Below are 22,762 nucleotides of genomic sequence, written 5' to 3' on the forward strand. Positions count from 1 at the left end.
CAAAATCCCGAATCGTCAATAACAGACAGCTATATCAGGAAGAAAATATTCTGAAAAAAACTCCATACGTTGCAGGCTAAGTCCACAGCGTATGGAGTTTCTTTATATATTATATATATAATAATGTGTAGGAAACGGCTTATTCCTTGTTGGCACGCTTACGCTCGAGGTGATCGAGGATGATCTTGCGCATACGCATCGACTTAGGAGTGACCTCCACATACTCGTCGCTCTTGATGTATTCCAGGCACTCCTCAAGACTCATGACAGTCTTCGGGATGACACGCGCCTTCTCATCAGAGCCGGAAGCACGCACATTGGTGAGCTGTTTAGCCTTGGTGACGTTGACCACGAGGTCGTTGTCGTGGACATGCTCACCGATGACCTCACCGGCATAGACTTCCTCACCCGGGTCGATGAAGAACTTACCACGATCCTGCAGCTTGTCGATGGAGTAGGCGTAGGCGGTACCCGTCTCCATGGCGATCATGGATCCATTGATACGGCGAACGATTTCTCCCTTGTAAGGCTGATACTCCTTGAAGCGGTGTGCCATGATGGCCTCACCCTGAGAAGCAGTGAGCACATTGGTGCGCAGGCCGATGATACCACGTGAAGGGATGTCGAACGTGATGTTGACACGGTCGCCTTCGGTGTCCATACCTGTCAGATCACCTTTGCGGCGTGTGACCATATCCACCATCTTGCTGGCATAATCCTGCGGCACATTGATGTCGAGTTCCTCAACAGGCTCGCACTTCTGACCATCGATCTCCTTGTAGATGACCTGCGGCTGTCCTACCTGGAGCTCAAAGCCCTCGCGACGCATGGTCTCGATGAGCACAGAGAGATGGAGCACACCACGTCCACTGACAATCCAGCGGTCGGTAGAGCCCTCAACATTGCGCACGCGCAGTGCCAGGTTTTTCTCCAGTTCTTTCTGCAAACGGTCGCCGATCTGACGGGAAGTACAGAACTTACCTTCCTTACCGAAGAAAGGAGAGTCATTGATGGTAAAGAGCATACTCATCGTAGGCTCGTCGACAGCGATCGGCGGCAGAGCCTCGGGGTTTTCAAAGTCAGCGATGGTGTCACCGATCTCGAAGTGCTGAAGGCCGACCACAGCGCAGATGTCACCACTGTCGACATGGTCGCAGCGCTTGTGAGTAATTCCCTCGAAAGTATGCAACTCTTTGATTTTATCTTTCTCAAAGGTGCCGTCACGGTGGCAAACGGTAATGTTCATACCGTCTTTGAGTGTACCTCTGTGCACACGGCCGACAGCGATACGTCCGGTATAGGAACTATAGTCGAGAGAAGTGATGAGCATCTGAGGTGTACCCTCCAGGCGCTTAGGTGCCGGGATGACCTCAAGGATCTTATCAAGCAGATAATCGATGTTGTCTGTGGGCTTGTTGAAGTCGGGTCCCATCCAGCCGTTCTTGGCAGAACCATAGACAACGGGGAAGTCGAGCTGGTCTTCTGTGGCGTTGAGATCACACATCAAGTCAAACACCATCTCGTAGACCTGCTCAGGACGGCAGTTGGGCTTGTCGACCTTATTGACGACAACGATGGGCTTGAGTCCGAGTTTGAGAGCTTTCTGCAGCACGAAACGAGTCTGAGGCATAGGACCCTCGAAGGCGTCAACAAGCAGCAGACAGCCGTCGGCCATGTTGAGCACACGCTCCACCTCACCGCCGAAGTCAGAGTGCCCCGGGGTATCGAGAATATTGATCTTCACTCCTTTCCATGTGATGGAAACGTTTTTGGAAAGGATAGTTATCCCTCGCTCGCGCTCCAAGTCATTGGAGTCCAATACTTCGCCGCTGTTGTCCTGGCCGTCACGGAACAGTTTACCAGCGAGCATCATCTTGTCAACCAGCGTAGTTTTGCCATGGTCGACATGCGCAATAACTGCGATGTTACGAATGTCTTGCATTATTTTACCTTAATAGAGCTAATAATTTGCTTGCAAAATTACAAAAAAAACTGGTAAAAGTGGCTGATTCTGAGAACTTTTTTGTAACTTTGCAGCGCATTTTCGGAGATACCGATGCATTTAAGGCCGCTTGAGCAATGATGAAGACTCCTGCGGACGAAGGATGTAATGATGCAACAACAATTAATCATCAACAAACAATGTATTTAAACAAAGAGAAGAAGGAGGAAATCTTCGGCCAGTATGGCAAGAGCAATGCAGACACCGGTTCTGCTGAGAGCCAGATCGCACTGTTCACTTATCGTATCGCACACCTGACAGAGCACGTCAAGACTCATCACAAGGACTTTGTGACAACTCGTTCTCTGACTCGTCTGGTAGGAAAGCGCCGTGCTTTGCTGGACTACCTGAAGGATCGTGACATCGAGCGTTACCGTGCCATTGTGAAGGCTCTCGGTCTCCGCAAATAATCACGCGAAGCGCTTCTTTCATACGAGAAGAAAATTAGGCAAGAGAAAAGCCCGTGCTACAGTGGTAGTTCGGGCTTTTTTTTAGTTGCTTTAGACACTGCCATCCCTCTTAGCACAAATCCGTTTCCGCTGATTGTGGAAGGCAGGCCACTTAGTTGCTTCACTTTTGCCGCAAGCGCGGAAATGTCTTGAAAAGTGACATTTTCCCGCCCAAATACAGCCAAATTTCTGAACCGACCCATCCTTGGCTCTGAATTTCTCGATTTTTAAGTGTATTTTTATAAATCTTTATAAATCAACCACTTATAAAAACATTCGTTCCTCAATGCTTCAAAAAGCATTGTTTTTACCCTGTTTTTTCAAAGAAATGCCCATCAAAACACTGTTTTGTGCCTATCATCTCAATTGTTTCTACTGATAAAACAACTGAGATGACCAGATGAAACAACTTGTTTCTTCAACTCATCTCACTGTTTTGTAAACGACCAACCACCATTTCGTGGTTAAAATCACCATTTTTCCATCTTTATCCTGCTTTTATTTTTCTAGAATGCAAGTGTTGAGAGACATGGTTTTGTAAGAACATATCACATAATCTTCCTGCTTTGACTTATGACATCTTTTCAAGTCCCTTAAACTCTTTACAAATGTCGGTGTAGGTATGTTTTAAGTTCTTCCGACAATTGACCGAAAGACAATAAAAAAAAGGAGAATGTCGTATTCTCCTTTCTGTGACTCGCATGGGGTTCGAACCCATGACCCCAACATTAAAAGTGTTGTGCTCTACCAACTGAGCTAGCGAGTCAACGGTTTTGTATACTTGTCGGGATTACTGGACTCGAACCAGCGACCTCGCGCCCCCCAGACGTGTGCGCTACCAACTGCGCCAAATCCCGTAGTTTTTAAAACCGAGTGCAAAGGTACACATTCTATCTGAATCCACCAAATTTTCGGGCAACTTTTTCATTTGTTTGTTGTTTTTAATGTAAATATATAGGGTGTAACTACGTTATTTCAAGGGATATTTTGTATTTTTGCAAGACGTATAAATAATGAAGAACGTACTATAGATGTTGGTCAATCAAAAACATATTGCCCTGTGGCTGCTCCTAGCTCTGTGCTTGGGACTTACAGCCTGTGGGGGCGACGACGGCCTTGTGTCGGTCGACGAAAGCAAATTGGTCACCGACACTGCTGAGATAGACAGTAACTATGAATATGAGTTGCCGGTTATCTTCCATGTCCTGTATAAGGACCAGTCCGATGCGACCCAGTATATTCCTGCCGCACGTTTGAAAAACCTGCTGCAATATGTCAATGAGATCTATCAGGGAGGAATCTATGGCGAGAGCGAGAATCTGCATCTGAAGTTCGTCTTAGCGGAAAAGGACGAGAAAGGAAAGAAGCTCGGAACGCCGGGGGTCGAATATGTGAAGTACGACGGCGACTATCCCATCGACGTCAGTGCCTTCATGTCTGACAACACCGGTGCCAATGTGAAATATATTTGGGACCCCAACCAATATATCAATGTGATGATGTTCAACTTCAAGTCAGCGTCTTCCAATGAGGTGACGTTGGGCATCTCTCACATGCCGCACACGGTAGACAACAGAGTAGAAGGGCTGGACAACGTCAAGACACAGTATATTGCCAAAAGTCAACTGAAATATCCGCTTTGCTCTTCTATCAACAGCACTTATGCCGCACAGGCTTCTGGTGGTGGCTATTTCCAATCTGACCGATACACAGACGACAACCATACAGCCCATACGCTCTCCACGACAGATGTCGTCGTCACGATGGCACATGAACTGGGACATTATCTCGGTCTCTATCATGCTTTCACGGAAGATAAGAAAGACGGAGGCTTTCAGCCCGTAGACTCTTGCGGTGACACCGACTACTGCAAGGACACGCCATCGTATAATCGTATCGACTATAATAATTATTTGGAAACGCTGAACTTCGAACAAAACGACCCCAGCATTACTAAGAAGATGCTGTCAAGAAACTCATGTGACGGCAAGACCTTTGAGTCGGACAACATCATGGACTACAGTTTGACGATGGGATTCCAGATCACAGCAGATCAGAAAAAACGTATCAGGAACGTGCTCTACTACAGTCCGCTCATTCCCGGACCCAAGAAAAACAATATCAACACCAGAACACGAGCCACAGACGACAGTCACCCGCTGGATTTGAAATTCACGATCATAAAATAAGCAACCAATAGATTATGACATACGATATTACAGCCCCGAAAACGCTCGACGCCAGCATCAAACTGCCGGCATCGAAAAGCATCAGCAACAGAGCACTGATCATCTACGCCCTCAGCGGCGGAGAGCATGTGCCCACCAACTTATCCGACTGTGACGACACTGCCGTGGTCATCAATGCCTTGAAGTCTGCCGAAGAAGTCATCGACGTGAAGGCAGCAGGCACTGCCATGCGTTTCCTCTCGGCATATTTGTCTCTCACACCCGGCGAGCGTGTCATCACCGGTTCTGAACGCATGAAGCACAGACCCATTGGAATCTTGGTCGACGCCTTGCGCGCACTGGGCGCTGACATCGAGTACGCCGGTGAGGAGGGCTTTCCTCCCTTGCGCATCAAAGGTCATCAGCTGGAAGGCGGCCAGCTGGAGATTCCCGGCAACGTCAGCTCTCAGTTCATCTCAGCTCTCCTGCTCATTGGTCCTATGCTGAAAAATGGCTTGCAACTGACACTTCAAGGCGAAATCATCTCACGTCCTTACATCGACCTGACGCTGTGGGTGATGGGAAGTTTTGGCGCACAGGCCAGTTGGATGGACAACACCACGATAGAGGTGAAGCCTCAGCCTTACGTCAACAAACCCTATGTCATTGAGAACGACTGGAGCGCAGCCAGCTACTGGTATGAGATGGTAGCTCTCTTCGGCGACAGCATGCCGGAGGTGAGGCTCAACGGACTCATGGACAGCTCACGCCAAGGCGACTCGATCATCAAATACATCTTCTCGCTCTTAGGCGTAAAAACCTCGTTCAGTACTGATCCCAAGACGGGTGAGACCTTTACCACACTGAAACATAAGATCGGCGGTGTGCAGCATTTGGACTTTGACTTCATCAACTGTCCCGACTTGGCTCAGACCGTTGTGGTGACCTGCTGCGCCTTGGGAGTTTCCTTCCACTTCACGGGACTGGCAAGTCTGAAGATCAAGGAAACCGACCGCATAGAAGCCTTGAAGAACGAGCTCCGCAAGATGGGCTTCCTCATCCGTAGCGTGAATGACAGCGAACTGATTTGGGATCACGGACGTTGCGAGCCTACTTTCGACGCCATCGACACTTACGAAGATCACCGCATGGCCATGTCGTTTGCTCCTCTTGCCATCGTGCATCCCCATCTGCGCGTCAATCATCCCGAAGTCGTCAGCAAGTCTTATCCCCATTTTTGGAGCGACCTGCGCCAAGCTGGATTCCTTATTGAAGAGCAACAATGAGCATCATCGTCTATCTCCTCATCAGTCTCGTCGTGCTGGGCCTCATTAGTGCGGGCTCCAGCCTGATTTCCCGTCGTCGGGGACACGACGAGGCTCCTTTCATACCCGACGCCTCGGACAGTTGCGCCACCTGTACGGGCTTCAACGACAAGTGCGAGCAGGACTGCATGCTGGAAGCGGCGACAAAGCCCATCGAATATTTCGACGATGAGGAACTGGACGCTTTCAAAGGTCGTCCTTCCAATCAGTACACCGACGAAGAGGTTGAGCAGTTTGCAGAAGTGTTGGAGTCGTTGCGCCCGGAAGAAGTCGCGGCATGGGGCAGAAGCCTCCATCTCAGAGGAATAGAATTGCCGGACATTCTGAAGGATGAATACGTGGCAATGGTGAAATAGCTTGAGAATAAATCACAAAGTGAAGGTTCGAGGTACATTTTTGATATCCGTCTCCCTACTGTCAGTCCTCATCTGTGTCATTGCGGGCTGCTCCAGTAGTAAGAACACCGCGGGCACTCGCTGGTGGAAGGCCTTCAACGCCCATTACAACACCTATTATAATGGTACGCTGGCCTACATCGACGGTTCTCTGGAAAAAGAGAATGGCAACAAAGACAACTTCACGGAACTGATCCCTCTCTATACCGTCGGCAACAAAAACAGCCGTGAACTGGGCAAATCCAACTACGACAGGGCAATACAGAAATCGCAGAAGGCCATTCAGCGTTATAGCATCAAACGACGACCCGAATGGGACAAAAACCGCAAAAAGACGGCGCGAGACATCGAATGGCTGCAACGGAGAGAGTATAATCCCTTTCTGTGGAAGGCTTGGATGCTGATGGGACGCTCGCAGTTTTACGAGGGAGACTTCGACGGAGCCGCTTCTACATTCAACTACATGTCGCGCCTCTATGCCACTCAACCGGCCATCTACAGCCGTGCCCAGGCTTGGCTGGCCAAGACCTACGTGGAGAGTGGCTGGCTCTACGATGCCGAGGAGGTCATCCGCAATGCCCGCCGCGACACGATACCCAGTGTTGCCCGCAAGGAATGGGACTATACGCTGGCCGACTACTATATCCATACACAGCACTATGCCGAGGCGATCCCCCATCTGAAAAAGGTCATCCGCCATGAGATGCGACGCAAACAGAAAGCACGCGAGTATTTCCTGCTCGGGCAGATCTATGCACTCACCAACATGAATCAGGATGCCTATAAGGCATATCAAAGGGCTGTCCGCACCAATCCGCCCTATGAACTGGAACTCAATGCCCGTGTGGCTCAGACGGAAGTCATGGCTGCCCGGCAGGCGGGGAAGATGATCGGCAGGCTCAAGCGCATGGCGGCTTCTGACAAGAACAAAGACTATCTCGACCAGGTATACTATGCGATGGGTAACATCTATCTTTCCCAGCGCGACACGGCAAAGGCTATCTCTGCTTACGAGCGGGGCGGTGCCAAGTCCACACGCAATGGAGTGGAGAAGGGTGTGCTGATGCTGAAACTGGGAAATCTGTATTGGGACAAAGAACGCTTTGCCGATGCACAGCGTTGCTATACCCAGGCGGTCGGCATGTTGGACAAGGAGCGGAAGGACTATGCACAGCTCACGGAACGATCCAAAGTCCTTGACGCTCTCGTCCCCTATACCGAAGCCGTACATCTGCAAGACTCTCTGCAGTCGCTGGCAAAGATGGATGACGCTCATCGCAACGCCGCTATCGACCGCGTCATCGAGGCTTTGAAACAGAAGGAAAAGGAGGAAAAACGCGCGCAAGAGGCGCAGGACGCTTCCAACCAACTGGCTGAAGGCAATGATATGGAGCGTCAGCAACAGACTTCTTCGCAACGTCAGGCCACTGTGTCTGCTGCCCAGCAGAATGGTGCCTGGTATTTCTATAACCCCGTCGCCGTACAGCAGGGCAAGCAATTGTTCCAACGGATGTGGGGAAAACGAAAGAACGCTGACAACTGGCAACGGGCCAACAAGACGGTGGTGGCTGACAATACGTCCAACACAAATATTGCCGCTGCGGACTCCTTATTTAATAGTAACACTGGCAATGAAGCCACAGCCGATTCTGTAAGTGAAGACGCCAAGAAGCTTAACCCCTCTGATGACCCGCACACGAGAGCATACTACATGGCGCAAATACCTTTCACTGACGATCAGCGCAAAGCCAGCAACAGCATCCTGTGCGACGGACTGTTCAACAGTGGCATCATCTTCAAAGACCAGCTGGGCAACCTCGAGCTCAGCCGTAAGGCCTTGGAGCGTCTCGACCGTAATTATCCCGACTACGAGAAGTCTGACGAGGTGCTTTATCACCTCTTCCTGCTCTACTCGCGTATGGGTGAAGCTACTCTGGCTCAGCAACAAGTGACGAAGCTCAAAGCCAAATATCCCAACAGCCATTGGACGACGCTGCTCTCTGATCCCAACTATCTGTCCAATGCCCGCTATGGCGAGCAGATAGAAGACTCGCTCTATGGTGCTACCTACGATGCTTTCAAGGCTGAGCGCTATACCGAAGTAATGGCTAACAGCCGTGTCTCGGAACGGCGCTTTCCACAGGGGCAGAATCGTGATAAGTTCATCTTCATCTATGGGCTGAGCCGTCTCAACGAGGGCGACAGCCAGGGATGTCTCGCGGCGATGGACACGCTGGTAGCGAATTTCCCCGAGAGCAAACTGGCTGAGCTGGCGGGAATGATCATCAACGGAGTGAAGGCTGGACGACAGCTCCGTGGCGGGCATTTCGACATCGGCAACTTCTGGCAACGGCGTACCGACGTGCTGACCGAGGCCGACAAGAAAAGAGAGATGAAGCTAAGCAATGAGCGTAACACTCCTTTCTGCTTCCTGCTGGTCTACGCTCCCGATTCGGTCAGGGAAAACCAGCTGCTGTTCCAGGTGGCTCGCTATAACTTCACGAGCTATCTCGTACGTGACTTCGACATTGTCATTGACGACTTGGACGGCATACACCGTATGAGGATCTCCGGATTCAACAATTACGATGAAGCACGCCAGTACGCCAATCAGGTGATGCAACAGCCGTCGGTACAGAAACTGACAGGCAAGGCCCGAGCTTTTATCGTCTCTCAGACCAACCTCCCACTGTTGGGAGCACAGTTCAGTTACGACGACTATTCCAAGTTCTACAACACCCATTTCGCGCCGTTGAAGATTTCAACCTCCAGATTGCTGATCGAACCCGCAGAGGTTGTCACCCAGCCCGGCAAAGAAAAGCTACCGATGACAGAGAAAGAGGTCGACGACTACCTCAATGGCATCACAGTAGAGCCGGAAGATACGCAGGGATCTTCCTCCACGTATATTCCCGTTGACAACGACGCTGACCAAAGCAAGGGTAAGAGCCTGTCGACAGAAGTTGTCACAGAACCAGAGAATAGACAGAAGCAAGGTGGTACTATCATCCCGACGAATGACGATGATGCCCCGACTGTCTTGCCCGCTACAAAGCAGGAAAAGGCTGAAACAAAGGCAGATAAGCCCGCCATCAAGACTAAGCAGCAGGAATCTCAGCGACAACAGCCTCTTCCCAAAGCACAAACGAGTGGGACTAAGAAGGAGACTCCAGCCGGGAAAACGGCCAACAAGGCTGAGGAAAAGAGAAAAACGGAAAAGCCGAAACTCTTTCCCGACATGACCAATGGTGCTGAAATCATCTTCGATGACACACCGGTACCCGCTAAACCTTCCAAGACAGGCGCTTCACAATCAAATAAGACACAGGGAAATAAAACAAGCGCCGCCGCTAAGCAAGATGTGGCCGGCAAGGCCGGTAACAACTCTCAGCCTGACAAGGCGAAAGCAAATTCCAAGGCGCAGCCAAAGAGAGAGAAGTCCTTTGACTTAGAGGATGAGTATTACGATTTAGACGGATTTTAAAGATGAACAACGGAGACATATTATGGGTAGATGACGAGATGGATTTGCTCAAGGCTTATCTCATCTTTCTGGAGAAGAAAGGCTATCAGGTAGCCACTGCCAGCAATGGTGCCGATGCCATAGAACTCTGTAAGACACAGACGTTTGACCTGATCATGCTCGACGAGATGATGCCGGGACTCACGGGACTGGAGACGTTGCAACGCATCAAAGAGATACAGCCTCAGACGCCCGTGGTGATGGTCACCAAGAGCGAAGAGGAAGATATCATGGATCAGGCGATAGGCTCCAAGATCGCGGACTATCTTATCAAGCCTGTCAACCCCAGTCAGATACTCTTGACGCTCAAGAAGAACATCCATCGGCGGGAGATCGTCAATGAGGTCACACAGAGTTCTTACCAGCAGGAATATCAGCAACTGTCCATGCAGATCGATGATTGCCGCACGTGGACAGACTGGATGGAGGTCTATCGTCGCCTGTCTTACTGGGATATGGAGCTGGGTAGCACCGACAGCACATTTGCCGAGATGCTGAGCATGCAGAAAGAAGAAGCCAACAACGGCTTTGCCAAATACGTCAAACAAAACTATCTTGACTGGGTGGATCCTCATCGATTCCTTCAACAGAAAGCAGGGGAGGACCGCCCGCAGATGAGCCCCGACATCTTCAAGAAATGTGTCTTCCCCGCCATCAGCGCAGGGGAGAAGGTCTTCCTTGTCGTCATTGACAACTTCCGATGGGACCAGTGGCGCACGCTGGCTACGGAGATTGGCGACCTGTTCGACATTCAGGAGGACATGTACATGAGCATTCTACCGACAGCCACGCAGTATGCCCGTAATGCCATCTTCAGTGGATTGATGCCGGTGAAGATCCAGCAGATGTTTCCGGAGCTGTGGGTTGACGAGGATGAAGAGGAGGGCAAAAACCTCAACGAGGCACCGCTCATCGCCACACAGATTGAGCGCTATCGCCGTCACGACCGATTCTCTTACCACAAAATCAATGACTCGGCTGCCGCCGACCGCTTTCTGCAACAATACAACAGCCTGAAGGACAACGATCTCAACGTGGTGGTCATCAACTTCATCGACATGCTCTCTCATGCCAGAACGGAATCGAAGATGGTTCGCGAGCTCGCCAGTGACGAGGCTGCCTATCGCAGCATCACGCTGAGCTGGTTCCGCCACTCTGTCATCGGCGAACTCTTCCGACTGTTGTCTCAGAGCGATTACCACATCATCCTCACCACAGATCACGGCTCCATCCGTTGCGAGAAGCCCATCAAGATCGTCGGTGACCGTAACACCAACACCAATCTGAGATACAAACTGGGAAAGAATCTCAACTACAACTCTAAAGAGGTCTTCACCATCAAAGCACCTAAAGACGCTCAGTTGCCGGCCCCCAATGTAAGCACGACCTACGCCTTCGCCACGGGAAACACCTTCTTTGCCTATCCCAACAACTACAACTACTACGTGCAGTACTATCGCGACACCTTCCAGCATGGTGGCATCTCGATGGAAGAAATGCTTGTGCCGCTGATCACGATGAAGGCAAGAAAGAAATAAAACATGATGGAAGTAGCGGAACTCAAGCGTCAGGCATTCGAATTGGGCTTTTCTGCCTGTGGCATCGCACGGGCGGAACGTGTTGATGCCAAGACAGAGCAAGGCCTAAGGCAATGGCTCAGCGATGGCATGAATGCCGGGATGGACTATATGGACAACTATCTCGACATGCGACTGGACCCACGACTGCTCATGCCCGGACTGAAGTCGATCGTCTCGGTAGCACTGAATTATGCGCCCGCACAGACGATGCCAAAGGACCAGCCTCAGATGGCAAGCTATGCGTTGGGACAGGATTACCACAACATCATGCGCGACAAGCTCCTGCGTCTGGCCTGTTTCGTACTGCCAGATGATGTTCGCTTCAACGGGAAAAAGCCCATTCCGTCACCACACTATCGTGTATTCGTCGACAGCGGACCCGTGCTGGAACGGTATTGGGCTGTGAAAGCGGGGCTCGGATGGATTGGCAAGAACCATCAACTCATCATTCCCCATGCAGGAAGCATGTTCTTTCTGGGTGAGCTCTTCCTTGATATCGAACTTCCTTCCGACGATCCCATGCCCAACCGCTGCGGCATCTGCCGTCGTTGTGTCGACGCTTGTCCCACGCACGCACTGCTTGAGACAGGAGAGTTCAATGCTGAGCGTTGCCTTTCTTACCAGACGATCGAGAACAAGGGAGAACTTAGCGAGGAAGCACAGTCGGCAATGGGCAACTGCTTCTACGGTTGCGACCGATGCCAGCAAGCATGTCCGTGGAACAGGTTTGCCAAGCCCAACACTACCCCGGAACTGCAACCCAAAGAAGAACTGCTGGAGATGACACTCGATAAATGGCGGCAGCTCTCTGTCGAAGACTACCGGCGACTCTTTAAAGGATCTGCCGTGAAGCGTGCCAAATACGAGGGACTGATGAGAAACATCCGTCATCTGAAACAAAAATAAAATCCTGATCAGAGCAGCATCTGACCCACATACCAAACTTAAAAACAAATACCAATATGCACGTAATCATTGAAAACAACTATGACGCCCTCTCTCGGTGGGCTGCTGACCATGTGATCCGACGCATCAACGCATCGCATCCGTCTGCCGACCATCCTTTTGTCTTAGGTCTGCCAACCGGTTCCACGCCGGAGGGCATGTATGCCCTTTTGGTCAAGGCATGTCAGAAAGGCGAGGTCTCTTTCCGCCATGTCGTGACCTTCAACATGGATGAATATGTCGGGCTGGCTGAGGATCATCCTCAGAGCTACCACTCTTTTATGTTCACCCACCTTTTCAACCATATCGATTGCCCACGGGAGAACATCCATATCCTTAACGGCAATGCACCGGATTTGCAGGCAGAATGCGAAGCCTATGAACGTGCCATCACACAAGCGGGCGGTATTGACCTGTTTATCGGTGGCCTTGGCGTTGACGGGCACATCGCTTTCAACGAACCAGGATCGAGTCTGCGCTCACGTACGAGAGTGATGACGCTCAACGATGACACGCGTATCGCCAATTCCCGATTCTTCGATGGCGATGCCAGTCTCACGCCAGGACAGGCACTGACTGTCGGCGTGGGCACCGTGACTGATGCTCGCGAGGTGATGATCCTTTGCAACGGACACCACAAGGCACGGGCTCTTCAAGCGGTTGTCGAGGGACCTGTCACACAAATGTGCCCGGCCAGTGCACTGCAACTCCATAACAACGCTCTCATCGTCTGTGATGAGCAAGCTACAGACGAACTGAAAGTTTCTACTTATCGCTATTATCGCTCCTTACAAAAATGATTCATTACAACCTTACATCACATATTGTACTTAACAAAGTATCTGAAAATCTTTATCATCCCAAGACTGCCGTAGAACGGTCGGAACTCACCCGCTTCGAGAAAATCCACACCGACATCTTCCCTAAATCAGAAGATGCTGTGGACAACATCGCCGACGCTATAGAAAGAGAGATCAAAGACAAGGCGCAGGAAAACAAACCTTGTATACTTGCGCTCGGTACCGGACAGAGTCTGACGCCCATCTATGAGGAACTCGTACGCCGGCATCAATACCAGGGATTAAGTTTCCGAAATGTCATCGTCTTCAATGTCTATGACTATTTCCCACAGAAACAGGGTTCTGTCATCACCAGTCTGCAGCAACTACGTGACCGATTGCTTGACCATATCGACATCAACCCGGAGCATATCTTCTCGCCCGATGGCAGTGTCGCACAAGAGAATATTCAGAAACAGTGTGCGCTATATGAACAGCAGATTCAGAAGTTTGGCGGTTTGGACATTGCTCTTCTCGGTATAGGACGCTGTGGCAACATTGCGGCCAATGAGCCTGGATCTGTCATCACTTCAACGTCACGGCTGATTCTGATCGACAGTGTGTCGCGTGAAGAGATGACGATGAGTTTCGGTGGACAAGAGCCCGTACCGCCTTGCAGCATTACGATGGGCATCAGCACGATACTCTCTGCCCGCCATATCTTCCTCACGGCATGGGGCGACGACAAGGCCGACATCATCCAAAAAACGGTAGAAGGTCCTATCACAGAAGACATTCCAGCCTCTTTCCTCCAGGCACACAACGACACACATGTGGTCATTGACCTCGCTGCCGCTGCCAAGCTGACACGTATCGTGCACCCTTGGCTGGTCTCCAGCTGCAAATGGGACGACAAGCTTACCTGTGCTGCTGTGGTATGGCTTTGTGAGAAGACACAGAAGCCTATACTGAAATTGACCAACAAGGACTATAACAGCAACGGTCTCTCCGAGCTTCTGGCACTCTACGGCTCGGCCTACAACTGCAATATCAGAATCTTCAATCACCTCCAGCATACCATCACTGGATGGCCCGGTGGCAAACCCAATGACGACGACACCTATCGTCCGGAACGCGCAACGCCATTTCCCAAGAGGGTCGTCATCTTCTCGCCTCATCCCGACGACGATGTCATCTCCATGGGAGGAACCCTGCACCGTCTTGTAGAGCAAGGCCATGATGTCCACATCGCTTACGAGACAAGCGGTGACATTGCCGTCAACGACGAGGAGGTAACACGTTTCATGCACTTTCTCAATGGTTTCAACCAGCTGTTCATGAACGCTGGCGATCAGGTCATCGTCAACATGTATCACGACATCAAACAGTTTCTTGCCAACAAAAGAGAGGGAGACATAGACACACAGGACGTCAGAACGATCAAAGGACTGATCCGTCGTGGTGAAGCCCGCACGGCATGTACATATAATGGTGTGCATTCTGATCATGTCCACTTTCTCGATCTTCCTTTCTACGAAAGCGGCAGAGTGGAGAAATATCCGATGACCGAACGTGACGTGAACATCGTGCGCCGTTTGCTTCAAGACATCAAGCCCCATCAGATCTTTGTGGCCGGTGATCTTGCCGATCCGCATGGCACACACCGTAAATGCACCGATGCCGTGCTCGCTGCCATAGACCTTGAGCAGCAGGCAGGAGCGGAGTGGCTTCGTGATTGCCGCGTATGGATGTACCGTGGCGCATGGGCTGAATGGGACGTAAAAGACATAGAGATGTGCGTGCCCATGTCTCCGGAACAACTGCGACATAAGCGCAACGCCATTCTCAAGCATGCTTCTCAAGCCGACTTCGCTCCTTTCTTGGGCAACGACGAGCGACTGTTCTGGCAGCGCGCGGAAGACCGCAACCGTGCCACGGCAAAGAAGTACGACGACTTAGGACTCGCCTGTTATGAGGCCATGGAAGCCTTTGTGGAGTACAAAAGAGACTAAAGCTGCCGGTTGGCTGAATGGTCTCCGCTTTTGGTTGAATGATTGCACCTATATAGCGTTCTATTTCTTACCTTTGCAATATAATAAATCACAACCATTCAACACGACTTATGTAGAATAGTCTTTTCATTCATATATTTGCGGTGCAAGTTTCGTGGGGACATGAGGCTTGCACCATTTTGATGAAATTGTTTTGCTTCCTTACGAACGCTTGTAGACACAATATAAAGATGAGGTTCATAACGGACATGACACCTTATTATATATAATAACTTAGATGATTAATCGTTAATATCTATGATGAGTAGAAAGTTTTGGCTATCTCCAGAGAGTGCCGTATACTTAGTAATGTGGCTGCTTATTTTCCTGCTGCCCATCGCTATCTTCTACCTGCGTGCTGCTACATTCACGCAGGCAGTATTTCATTGGGATGAAGTGCTGCATACCTGGCAGTGGTTTCTCTACGTGTTTCTTTGTTTCCTTATCCATAACTTTCTGTTAGCGCCATTGTTGCTGAGCAAGAAAAAAGTAGCTTACATGGTACTTGTGGCATTACTGTTTGTCTTTTTCTATTTACTTTCGACAACAATCCATGGCCCACGGCCTCATAACGACCGACAGCCGGAGTGTGAATTGAATGATAACGGGACGAATACTAAAGCGAGCAATACACAAATGGCACCACCCCCTCGTTTCGATGATCACCGCCCGGGACCTTTGGGACGGGAGATTCTCATCAATACCGTGCTCTTATCCGGCGTTCTCGGATTGAACATCGGCATAAAGTTTTATTTCAAATCGGAACAAGACCGTAATCATCTTCAGCAACTTGAGAAGGAGAGGATGTTTTTGCAACTGCAATATCTGAAGTTTCAAATCAATCCACACTTCTTCATGAACACTCTCAACAACATTCAGGTGCTCATTGATATGGACGCTGAGAAAGCCAAGGAATGCCTGAGAGAATTGTCTGTGATGATGCGTTTCGTACTCTATGATGGCGATAAAAATCGAGTGTCTTTACATAAAGACATCCTCTTCCTGCGCAATTATGTGAAGCTGATGCGACTGAGATACAACAGCCGGCTGACCGTGACGATCGACATCCCTGACAATCTTCCCGACTACACGATACCTCCGCTTATCTTCCCTACCTTTGTAGAGAATGCCTTTAAACACGGGGTGAGCTATAAACAGGACAGCTTTATCAACATAGCGATGGACATCGAAGACGGTGAGCTGCTCTTTTCATGCATCAATAGCAAGAAACCTATGACAGAGACCAGCAAGGTTCCCTCGGTCGGTGGGGTAGGGCTCACCAACGTGCGGCGAAGACTGGACTTGATCTATGGCGACCGATATACGCTTGATATCAAGGACAAGGCAGACGTATATAATGTTCTCCTCCGACTCCCTATACAAAAAGACTGATTATCATGATTAGATGTTTAGCAATCGACGATGAGCCTCTGGCTCTGCAACAACTGGTGAACTTCATCGGCAAAATCCCATACCTGCAACTTGTCAGGGCATGTTCCAGTGCCACAGAAGCAAAGGATGTTCTTTCACAAGACATGGTAGATGCCATGTTTTGCGACATCAACATGCCTGACCTCAATGGCATGGACTTCATCAAAGGTTTGTCGTTGCCGCCTCTTGTCGTTTTCACTACTGCTTACTCGGAATACGCTGTGGAGGGATATAAAGTAGATGCTGTAGATTATCTTCTGAAACCGTTTGGACTCGATGACTTCCGAAGGGCAGCCGAAAAGCTGCGCCGCCGGCTGGGAGAACAAGAGCAAGAGGAAACCTCTGCTTCCAATCAGTTGTCAGCTAATCAAAATGAGCAAGACCACATTGCCGAAGATCCGAAAGCTTCTCTTCCCAAGATAGGCGAAAGCACCGATTCTCTCTTCGTCAAAGTGGAGGGGCGTATGGTCAAGATTAGGTTGAGTGACATCATCTATATTGAGGGAATGAGTGAATATCTCAAGATTCATCTCGAAGGTAAGGATAGTCACGGACTACCACTGCGTCCTGTTGTATCCCTCTATTCACTCAAACGATTGGAAGAGCGCCTTCCCAACTATTTCATGAGAATCCATCGCTCCTATATCATCAACCTTCGTCACATACAAGAAGTAAGCAAGACGCGTGTGCTGCTCGACAACGACATTCTGCTGCCAATTGGTGACTTGTACAAGGATAGACTTAATGACTATTTGTGCAAAAACTATATTGGCAAGTAAAATAGTCCATGACATGCATCTTCACTGCAAGGAATGCATGCAAGAAACCTTGCTCCCCCTTTTTCATATTCCACAGCGGACATTCGCTGAATGGATGTGATGATTTACTGAACAATGTACGATGCATCCGGTAGAAATGCGTATCTTTGCAACAGAAAAAAGATAAAGAGATTTTTAGGTTTCTATAATTATTATGGTTAAGATAATTGTATGATAAGGGAGTAAAATGAGATTTACCATTAGATTGTATCTTTAGAGGTAACAAGAAGAAGAGACCGGAGCAGTGATTGCCCCGGTCTCTTCGCGTTTTATTGATTATATTATGTCCTTACTGGAACTACTTCTCATGATGCCTGTTCTGCGCTGGCCTCCTTGTTGACGATACGTGATCCCCAAACGGCATAGAAGAACATGTAGCACATGGCCACGAGAGGCACCACATACGACACCATATATCCTGCCTTGTCGGCGATTGCGTTCTGCACCATCGGCAGGATACCGCCACCCACTACCATCGTCATGAAAATACCACTGGCTGCGGCGGTGTATTTGCCTAAGCCCTCTGTGGCAAGGTTGAACGTACAACTCCACATCACGGAAGTGCACAGACCACAGCACACCAACAGGATGGCACTCAACGGCAACTCTGTCATCTCGAAACCGGAACCGGTGAAGACCGGGATAGCTCCCGTGACGGTCTTGGGAAGTACCATGGCGGTGATAATCAGACAGACACCGATAGCATTGGTGGTACCCATCATCACACGGCTGGAAACCTTGGAGCCAATCAAGCCGGCAACAAAACGACCCACGAGCATCAGCAGCCAATAGGTGCCGGCAGCGAAGCCGCCGATCGTCGCAGCGGTTGCCACATTCAGTCCTGCACCCGCCGCAGACGTGTCACTAAGGAAGAAATTAAGCGTGCCGGGGATGCCCACCTCTGTACCGACATAGAGGAAAATGGCGATCACGCCCAACGTGAAATGACGGAAATAGAAGGGAGAGTGCTCAAAAGTCACGCCCTCGGTGTTGTTGCTTTCGGGATCAGCAATGGGGATGAAACTGAGGATGATGAATGTAGCAGCAAAGATGCCCATTGCCAGATAGAGCACGATGTTGACATCGCTGATGGCTGTGTCCTTTGTCACTGTGCCGATGAGCGCGCCAACGAGCATCGGAGTGAGCGTACCCATAAAGGAGTTGAGCGTTCCACCGATCTGCAACAGCTGATTGCCTTTCTTTCCGCCACCACCAAGTAGGTTGAGCATAGGGTTGACAACGGTGTTGAGCATGCACACCGAAATGCCAGCCACAAAGGCACCGAGCAAGTAGACATAGAAGTTGGTGGGCAGACCCATCAACAAACTATGGGTGAACAGCTGACCGGAAAGAAACTGGATGAACACGCCAGCGAAGCCAAAGGCGACAGCCACCAGGGCGGTTTTCTTATAGCCGATGCGTTGCAGCATCTTTCCGGAAGGAATGCCCATGAACAAATAAGCCAGGAAGTTCATCATGTTGCCAAGCATTCCCAGTGTGTTGGAGCCTTCGAGTGCCGGCTGGTTCTTCCAGATGACACCGATAGGAGCGGCGAGATTTGTGACGAAAGCGATCATTCCGAAGAGGAAGATCATGGCCACGATGGCGATAGAACGCCCTTTCTGATTAGTCTCTTGCATTTTTCTTGTTTATGTTTTTAGTTAATAATCTCTTAATGATACGATTGAAAGGTAGAAAACACTTACGCCTAATATTCCGGCAATCGCCCCACAAGCAACATCGAAAAGCAGCGGCGGTACTCTTCCACCATCTTGGCATGTCCCGCTTTCTGGTAACATGCGTGGAACACAGGGGTGAGAGAGAACCGTGGGTAGATCTCTTCGTAATGATCGAGCAATGCAAGTTTCATCCCACGTGGATCGTTGGGATCGACATGAGCTTGCTGCAAAACCTGTAAAGCAAAGGTCCGGAAAAATGTCGTCACCTCCGAACGTATTCTATCTTTCATATTGCAAAGGTAAAAAATAAAACTACAAGAACCAAGAAAAAAAGGTTAATTGTAGATGATCAGACTTGTTCGCTTCCTTGTGTCCTTGGTTGCTGCTGACGCAAGATCATGCTTTGATGAAATGGGGATGGTTTTCGTCGCCCAATCGAGGATTGTAAACAAAGCCATCCTCATTAAAAGCTTTGAGAGCTTGCAGGTTGTTGATCTGGTTTCGAATCACAAAGCGCGCCATTCCTCCACGGCAGCCCTTGGCATACATCGACACGATCTTGAACTGAGCACCTTGGTCAACATAGAAGTAAGGCTTCACGACTCTCACCTCTTTCTCCACGCGCTTCCAGTCAAAAAGATGCTCAAACTCCTCGGTAGCCAGATGGAGCAGTACACCGTCGTCGGCCTTGACGCGCTCAATGAGGCGGTCAGTCAACCGATTTTTCCACCACGCAAAGAGTGTATTGCCGTCTGTAGTTTGCAACTTTACCTTGCCTTCCAACCGGTAGAGATGTATGCCGTCCAAGGGACGCAAGATGCCATAAAGAAAAGAAAGAATCAACAAATGATTCTGAGCAAAACGAAAATCATCAGCTGAAAACTCGTCCGCACAAAGATGCTTGTAGGCTTGACCATAGTAGGCGAGAATAGCAGGTATACTGCTCTCATCCACCATGAACTGCTGAAAACGCTGATGATTCTCCAAGGCAATGGCCGCGCTACAGTGCAAAGCCTTGGCGAGATCGGTGACTGACCATTGGAAAAGTTCCAACGCCAAGCGGCGTGCCGCGTCGTCAAAGATGGGCGTCGTCATTGTGGGAACCCGTCCTCGGTCTGCAGATCTCATGATTTTGGCACTGGCAAGTATCAGTTGCATATTATTAGTTTGTATTTTAATATTGTAATGAAACTCCACACCCCAGAGCAACGGTATTCGAAGATCACAGGGCTGAGATTGATAGTACAAATTTATAGCTATAATGTCAGACTCCAAAACAATTTCAGCAAAATGTTTATCATTAAGCATTTAAAATACTGTAGTCTGCCAATACATAACAAAACCTCCCTTTGTCTTGCATGAGAACAAAGGGAGGTACCTATTGAAGTTACTTGTTCTTGCTTGCCGCTACCCATACAGGTTCTTCGTTCATCACGGGCTTGTTGACTGCCATCACACCTGAAAGATTGTGCGGCACATAGGGCTCTTCAAGATAACGAATGTCATCCGCAGAGAGATGGACATCAAGCGACTTCACAGCACCCTCGATATGATGCAGTTTGGTGGCTCCTACTATCGGCGATTCCACCTTTTTCAGCAGCCAAGCCAGCGAAATCTGTGTCATCTCCACCCCGTAGCGGTCGGCCAGATCCACCACGCGCTCCACGATGCGGTTGTCCTGCTTGGCAGTGGCATCATACTTGAAGTGCATGAACGAGTCTTCCTGCTGTCGCTTAGAGGTCTCGCCGGGTCGCTTGGCTAACTTGCCAGAGGCCAATGCACTGTAGGGAGTCATGGCAATGTTTTCTTCGTGGCAGAACGGGAACATCTCACGTTCCTCCTCACGCATGATTAAGTTGTAATGGTTTTGGACGGAGATAAATTTTGCCCATCCATGCTGCTCTGCCATCGCGTTCATCTTCGCCACCTGATAGGCATAGGCATTTGCGATACCGATATAGCGAGCCTTTCCCGTACGTACAGCCTCGTTCATTCCCTCCATGATTTCCTCGGCAGGAGTCTTGTAGTCCCAGATATGGTAGATGTATAGATCCACATAATCCATGCCAAGGTGCTGTAGGCTGCTGTCGATGTTATTGAGCACATGTTGCCGTCCGTTGATGCCTTGCTGGATTTCCTCCTCCGTGCGAGGCAAGAACTTTGTGGCTACTACCACATCTCCACGCCGTGCCATATCACGCAAGGCACGGCCCACGAACTGTTCGGATGTGCCCAACTGATAGGCTATTGCCGTATCAAAGAAGTTTACGCCCAATTCCAGTGAGCGGCGTATAATCTCCCGTGTCGGCTCCTCGCCAATCGTCCACGAATGTTGTCCGATGGTGGGGTTGCCAAAGCCCATGCAGCCTAAGCAGATGCGCGACACACTGAGGTCAGAGTTTCCAAGTTTTACGTATTCCATATTGTTCGTTCGGCTTTAAATTTCTGCTCTTACTTCACCAAAATCTTCTTGCCATCCTTGATGAGGACACCCTTTTGTCCCTCTGTCGCAATAAACGGTCAGCAGTATGAGGAAAAAGATGACTCTTTTCTTTGTGGTACACTTTGTTTATTTGTCCGACTCCACGCTGCGGATGCAACTGAGTGCATTGAGTGTACGCGGATAGCCGATGAAGGGAAGGTTACTGGAAATGACAGCGATGAGCAGGTCTTTGTCGTTGCCTACGTGGTAGTTGCCGGCAATATGTCCTTTCAACTGTGGCTCGCAACCACCTTGGGCAGCAAGGAAACAGAACGTAATGAGCTCGCGCATCTTCAGGTCAAGTCCCGTGCGGGTGTAGTAATCGCCAAAGCAGTTGTCGGCCAGCCATTTGTTGATATGTCGGCTGTCCTCCGGCCCTGACTTCCAGAAGTCACGCATTGAGTCGCCGAAACAACTGATCTGTGCCTCTGTGCCAGCCTCACGACGGGTCTCTATCGTGGTGGTCTGCTGTGAAGCCAATGGCAGGATGATGCCACGAGCGGTCAGCACCTCGTTGGTAGCCGAGAGGAAGGGGCGGACGCGTCCCATGCCTAAATAGGCCGTAGCCTGATAGACGATTTCCTTCACCTCAACAGGTGTCACGCCTTTGGCGAGTGCTTCTGGCAGCAGTTCACGGTATTCGCTGATGCCCTGACAGCCAAGGAGCGTGGCCAGATAGCAGATGTAGCGGGTACGGTCGTCGAGATGCGTCTTCACCTGTTCCACTACCTCGCCGAAAGCAAAGGCCTTGAAGCGCTGGTTGTATTCAGCGTCGGCGACGTCGAGTATCGTAGAGCTTGCAGGCAGCTTGTCGTACTCTGCATCCGTGACAGGCTCCAGCCACTCGTTGGAGGCGCCTTCTTCTACTTTTGTCATATAGGTGATGTGCTGCATCCACGAGTCTTTAGCGGCTCCATGCCAGTGCTTAGCCTCGGCAGGGATGGCCACGACCACACCCGGGCGCAGGACGACAGGTTCCTTGCCTTCCTCAACATACCATCCGCAGCCAGCCACACAGATGAGCACCTGCACCGACTTGTGGTGGATGTGCCAGTTGTTGCGGCAACGGGGCTCGAAGGTGACGTTCACGGGACCTCCATTCTTGGCATCGAGGGGAGCCAGATAACTATTGCCT

17 protein-coding genes and 2 tRNA genes are annotated in these 22,762 nt (G+C 50.1%); 11 read left to right on the top strand and 8 right to left on the bottom strand.

Annotation, left to right across the window (positions count from 1 at the left end; genetic code table 11):
- Positions 1 to 139: 139 nt before the first annotated feature.
- Positions 140 to 1,942 carry a translational GTPase TypA gene (typA, locus tag FYJ73_RS04460; protein WP_154533506.1) on the bottom strand — a complete coding sequence of 601 codons (1,803 nt, stop codon included), beginning with the start codon at positions 1,940 to 1,942 and terminating at the stop codon, positions 140 to 142.
- A 200-nt stretch (positions 1,943 to 2,142) separates the two neighbouring features.
- Here typA and rpsO point away from each other — a divergent pair, with 200 nt between their 5' ends.
- Entirely contained in the window at positions 2,143 to 2,412 is a 270-nt protein-coding gene (rpsO, locus tag FYJ73_RS04465) for a 30S ribosomal protein S15 (RefSeq protein ID WP_154533507.1), read from the top strand.
- A gap of 732 nt (positions 2,413 to 3,144) precedes the next feature.
- On the opposite strand, the gene FYJ73_RS04470 is transcribed toward rpsO, so the two are convergent.
- Both FYJ73_RS04470 and FYJ73_RS04475 read right to left on the bottom strand, forming a co-directional pair.
- Positions 3,145 to 3,217, bottom strand: a tRNA-Lys gene (locus tag FYJ73_RS04470).
- A gap of 18 nt (positions 3,218 to 3,235) precedes the next feature.
- A tRNA-Pro gene (locus FYJ73_RS04475) sits at positions 3,236 to 3,308 on the bottom strand.
- 174 nt (positions 3,309 to 3,482) lie between these two features.
- Here FYJ73_RS04475 and FYJ73_RS04480 point away from each other — a divergent pair.
- From FYJ73_RS04480 to FYJ73_RS04525, 10 genes are all read left to right on the top strand, one after another.
- Positions 3,483 to 4,640: a zinc-dependent metalloproteinase lipoprotein gene (locus FYJ73_RS04480; protein WP_154533508.1), complete on the top strand. Its 1,158-nt coding sequence runs from the start codon at positions 3,483 to 3,485 to the stop codon at positions 4,638 to 4,640.
- Positions 4,641 to 4,654: 14 nt separating this feature from the next.
- The gene (locus FYJ73_RS04485) at positions 4,655 to 5,905 is read left to right on the top strand and encodes a 3-phosphoshikimate 1-carboxyvinyltransferase (RefSeq protein WP_154533509.1); all 1,251 of its coding nucleotides are present in this window, start codon (positions 4,655 to 4,657) and stop codon (positions 5,903 to 5,905) included.
- A 5-nt stretch (positions 5,906 to 5,910) separates the two neighbouring features.
- Entirely contained in the window at positions 5,911 to 6,300 is a 390-nt protein-coding gene (locus FYJ73_RS04490; RefSeq protein ID WP_336509575.1) for a hypothetical protein, read from the top strand.
- A gap of 40 nt (positions 6,301 to 6,340) precedes the next feature.
- Positions 6,341 to 9,823, top strand: a complete 3,483-nt coding sequence (gene porW, locus FYJ73_RS04495; RefSeq protein WP_235899224.1) for a type IX secretion system periplasmic lipoprotein PorW/SprE — start codon at positions 6,341 to 6,343, stop codon at positions 9,821 to 9,823.
- A gap of 2 nt (positions 9,824 to 9,825) precedes the next feature.
- Positions 9,826 to 11,400: a T9SS response regulator signal transducer PorX gene (gene porX, locus FYJ73_RS04500; protein ID WP_154533511.1), complete on the top strand. Its 1,575-nt coding sequence runs from the start codon at positions 9,826 to 9,828 to the stop codon at positions 11,398 to 11,400.
- A gap of 3 nt (positions 11,401 to 11,403) precedes the next feature.
- On the top strand, positions 11,404 to 12,348 hold the full coding sequence (gene queG, locus FYJ73_RS04505; protein WP_154533512.1) for a tRNA epoxyqueuosine(34) reductase QueG: 945 nt from the start codon (positions 11,404 to 11,406) through the stop codon (positions 12,346 to 12,348).
- A 56-nt stretch (positions 12,349 to 12,404) separates the two neighbouring features.
- Positions 12,405 to 13,187 (top strand): glucosamine-6-phosphate deaminase, encoded by a 783-nt coding sequence (nagB, locus tag FYJ73_RS04510; RefSeq protein ID WP_154533513.1) that lies wholly within the window; start codon positions 12,405 to 12,407, stop codon positions 13,185 to 13,187.
- Positions 13,184 to 15,178 carry a glucosamine-6-phosphate deaminase gene (locus tag FYJ73_RS04515; protein ID WP_154533514.1) on the top strand — a complete coding sequence of 665 codons (1,995 nt, stop codon included), beginning with the start codon at positions 13,184 to 13,186 and terminating at the stop codon, positions 15,176 to 15,178. Before nagB ends, FYJ73_RS04515 begins: the two co-directional genes overlap by 4 nt.
- A gap of 297 nt (positions 15,179 to 15,475) precedes the next feature.
- Positions 15,476 to 16,609 (top strand): sensor histidine kinase, encoded by a 1,134-nt coding sequence (locus FYJ73_RS04520; RefSeq protein ID WP_154533515.1) that lies wholly within the window; start codon positions 15,476 to 15,478, stop codon positions 16,607 to 16,609.
- Positions 16,610 to 16,614: 5 nt separating this feature from the next.
- Entirely contained in the window at positions 16,615 to 17,427 is an 813-nt protein-coding gene (locus tag FYJ73_RS04525) for a LytR/AlgR family response regulator transcription factor (RefSeq protein WP_154533516.1), read from the top strand.
- Between the two features lie 344 nt (positions 17,428 to 17,771).
- On the opposite strand, the gene FYJ73_RS04530 is transcribed toward FYJ73_RS04525, so the two are convergent.
- The 5 genes from FYJ73_RS04530 to FYJ73_RS04550 form a co-directional block, all read right to left on the bottom strand.
- Positions 17,772 to 19,106 carry an MFS transporter gene (locus FYJ73_RS04530; RefSeq protein ID WP_154533517.1) on the bottom strand — a complete coding sequence of 445 codons (1,335 nt, stop codon included), beginning with the start codon at positions 19,104 to 19,106 and terminating at the stop codon, positions 17,772 to 17,774.
- Positions 19,107 to 19,174: 68 nt separating this feature from the next.
- The gene (locus tag FYJ73_RS04535) at positions 19,175 to 19,435 is read right to left on the bottom strand and encodes a hypothetical protein (protein ID WP_154533518.1); all 261 of its coding nucleotides are present in this window, start codon (positions 19,433 to 19,435) and stop codon (positions 19,175 to 19,177) included.
- A 106-nt stretch (positions 19,436 to 19,541) separates the two neighbouring features.
- Positions 19,542 to 20,303: a YaaA family protein gene (locus FYJ73_RS04540; RefSeq protein WP_154533519.1), complete on the bottom strand. Its 762-nt coding sequence runs from the start codon at positions 20,301 to 20,303 to the stop codon at positions 19,542 to 19,544.
- 229 nt (positions 20,304 to 20,532) lie between these two features.
- Complete coding sequence (locus FYJ73_RS04545; protein WP_154533520.1) at positions 20,533 to 21,567, bottom strand: aldo/keto reductase; 1,035 nt, start codon at positions 21,565 to 21,567, stop codon at positions 20,533 to 20,535.
- Between the two features lie 147 nt (positions 21,568 to 21,714).
- The coding region (locus FYJ73_RS04550; protein ID WP_206081683.1) for a cupin domain-containing carboxymuconolactone decarboxylase family protein at positions 21,715 to 22,762 on the bottom strand (1,048 nt) is incomplete at its 5' end.

This window comes from Hallella mizrahii, assembly GCF_009695775.1.
In the GTDB taxonomy this organism is placed as follows: Bacteria; Bacteroidota; Bacteroidia; order Bacteroidales; family Bacteroidaceae; genus Prevotella; species Prevotella mizrahii.

Excerpts from the sequence above, each read along its gene's own strand:
- FYJ73_RS04480 (WP_154533508.1), top strand. The coding sequence starts at position 3,483 with ATGTTGGTCAATCAAAAACATATTGCCCTGTGGCTGCTCCTAGCTCTG.
- typA (WP_154533506.1), bottom strand. The coding sequence starts at position 1,942 with ATGCAAGACATTCGTAACATCGCAGTTATTGCGCATGTCGACCATGGC.
- FYJ73_RS04515 (WP_154533514.1), top strand. The coding sequence starts at position 13,184 with ATGATTCATTACAACCTTACATCACATATTGTACTTAACAAAGTATCT.
- FYJ73_RS04520 (WP_154533515.1), top strand. The coding sequence starts at position 15,476 with ATGATGAGTAGAAAGTTTTGGCTATCTCCAGAGAGTGCCGTATACTTA.
- FYJ73_RS04545 (WP_154533520.1), bottom strand. The coding sequence starts at position 21,567 with ATGGAATACGTAAAACTTGGAAACTCTGACCTCAGTGTGTCGCGCATC.
- FYJ73_RS04540 (WP_154533519.1), bottom strand. The coding sequence starts at position 20,303 with ATGCAACTGATACTTGCCAGTGCCAAAATCATGAGATCTGCAGACCGA.
- nagB (WP_154533513.1), top strand. The coding sequence starts at position 12,405 with ATGCACGTAATCATTGAAAACAACTATGACGCCCTCTCTCGGTGGGCT.
- FYJ73_RS04525 (WP_154533516.1), top strand. The coding sequence starts at position 16,615 with ATGATTAGATGTTTAGCAATCGACGATGAGCCTCTGGCTCTGCAACAA.
- FYJ73_RS04530 (WP_154533517.1), bottom strand. The coding sequence starts at position 19,106 with ATGCAAGAGACTAATCAGAAAGGGCGTTCTATCGCCATCGTGGCCATG.
- FYJ73_RS04535 (WP_154533518.1), bottom strand. The coding sequence starts at position 19,435 with ATGAAAGATAGAATACGTTCGGAGGTGACGACATTTTTCCGGACCTTT.
- queG (WP_154533512.1), top strand. The coding sequence starts at position 11,404 with ATGATGGAAGTAGCGGAACTCAAGCGTCAGGCATTCGAATTGGGCTTT.
- FYJ73_RS04485 (WP_154533509.1), top strand. The coding sequence starts at position 4,655 with ATGACATACGATATTACAGCCCCGAAAACGCTCGACGCCAGCATCAAA.
- porX (WP_154533511.1), top strand. The coding sequence starts at position 9,826 with ATGAACAACGGAGACATATTATGGGTAGATGACGAGATGGATTTGCTC.
- rpsO (WP_154533507.1), top strand. The coding sequence starts at position 2,143 with ATGTATTTAAACAAAGAGAAGAAGGAGGAAATCTTCGGCCAGTATGGC.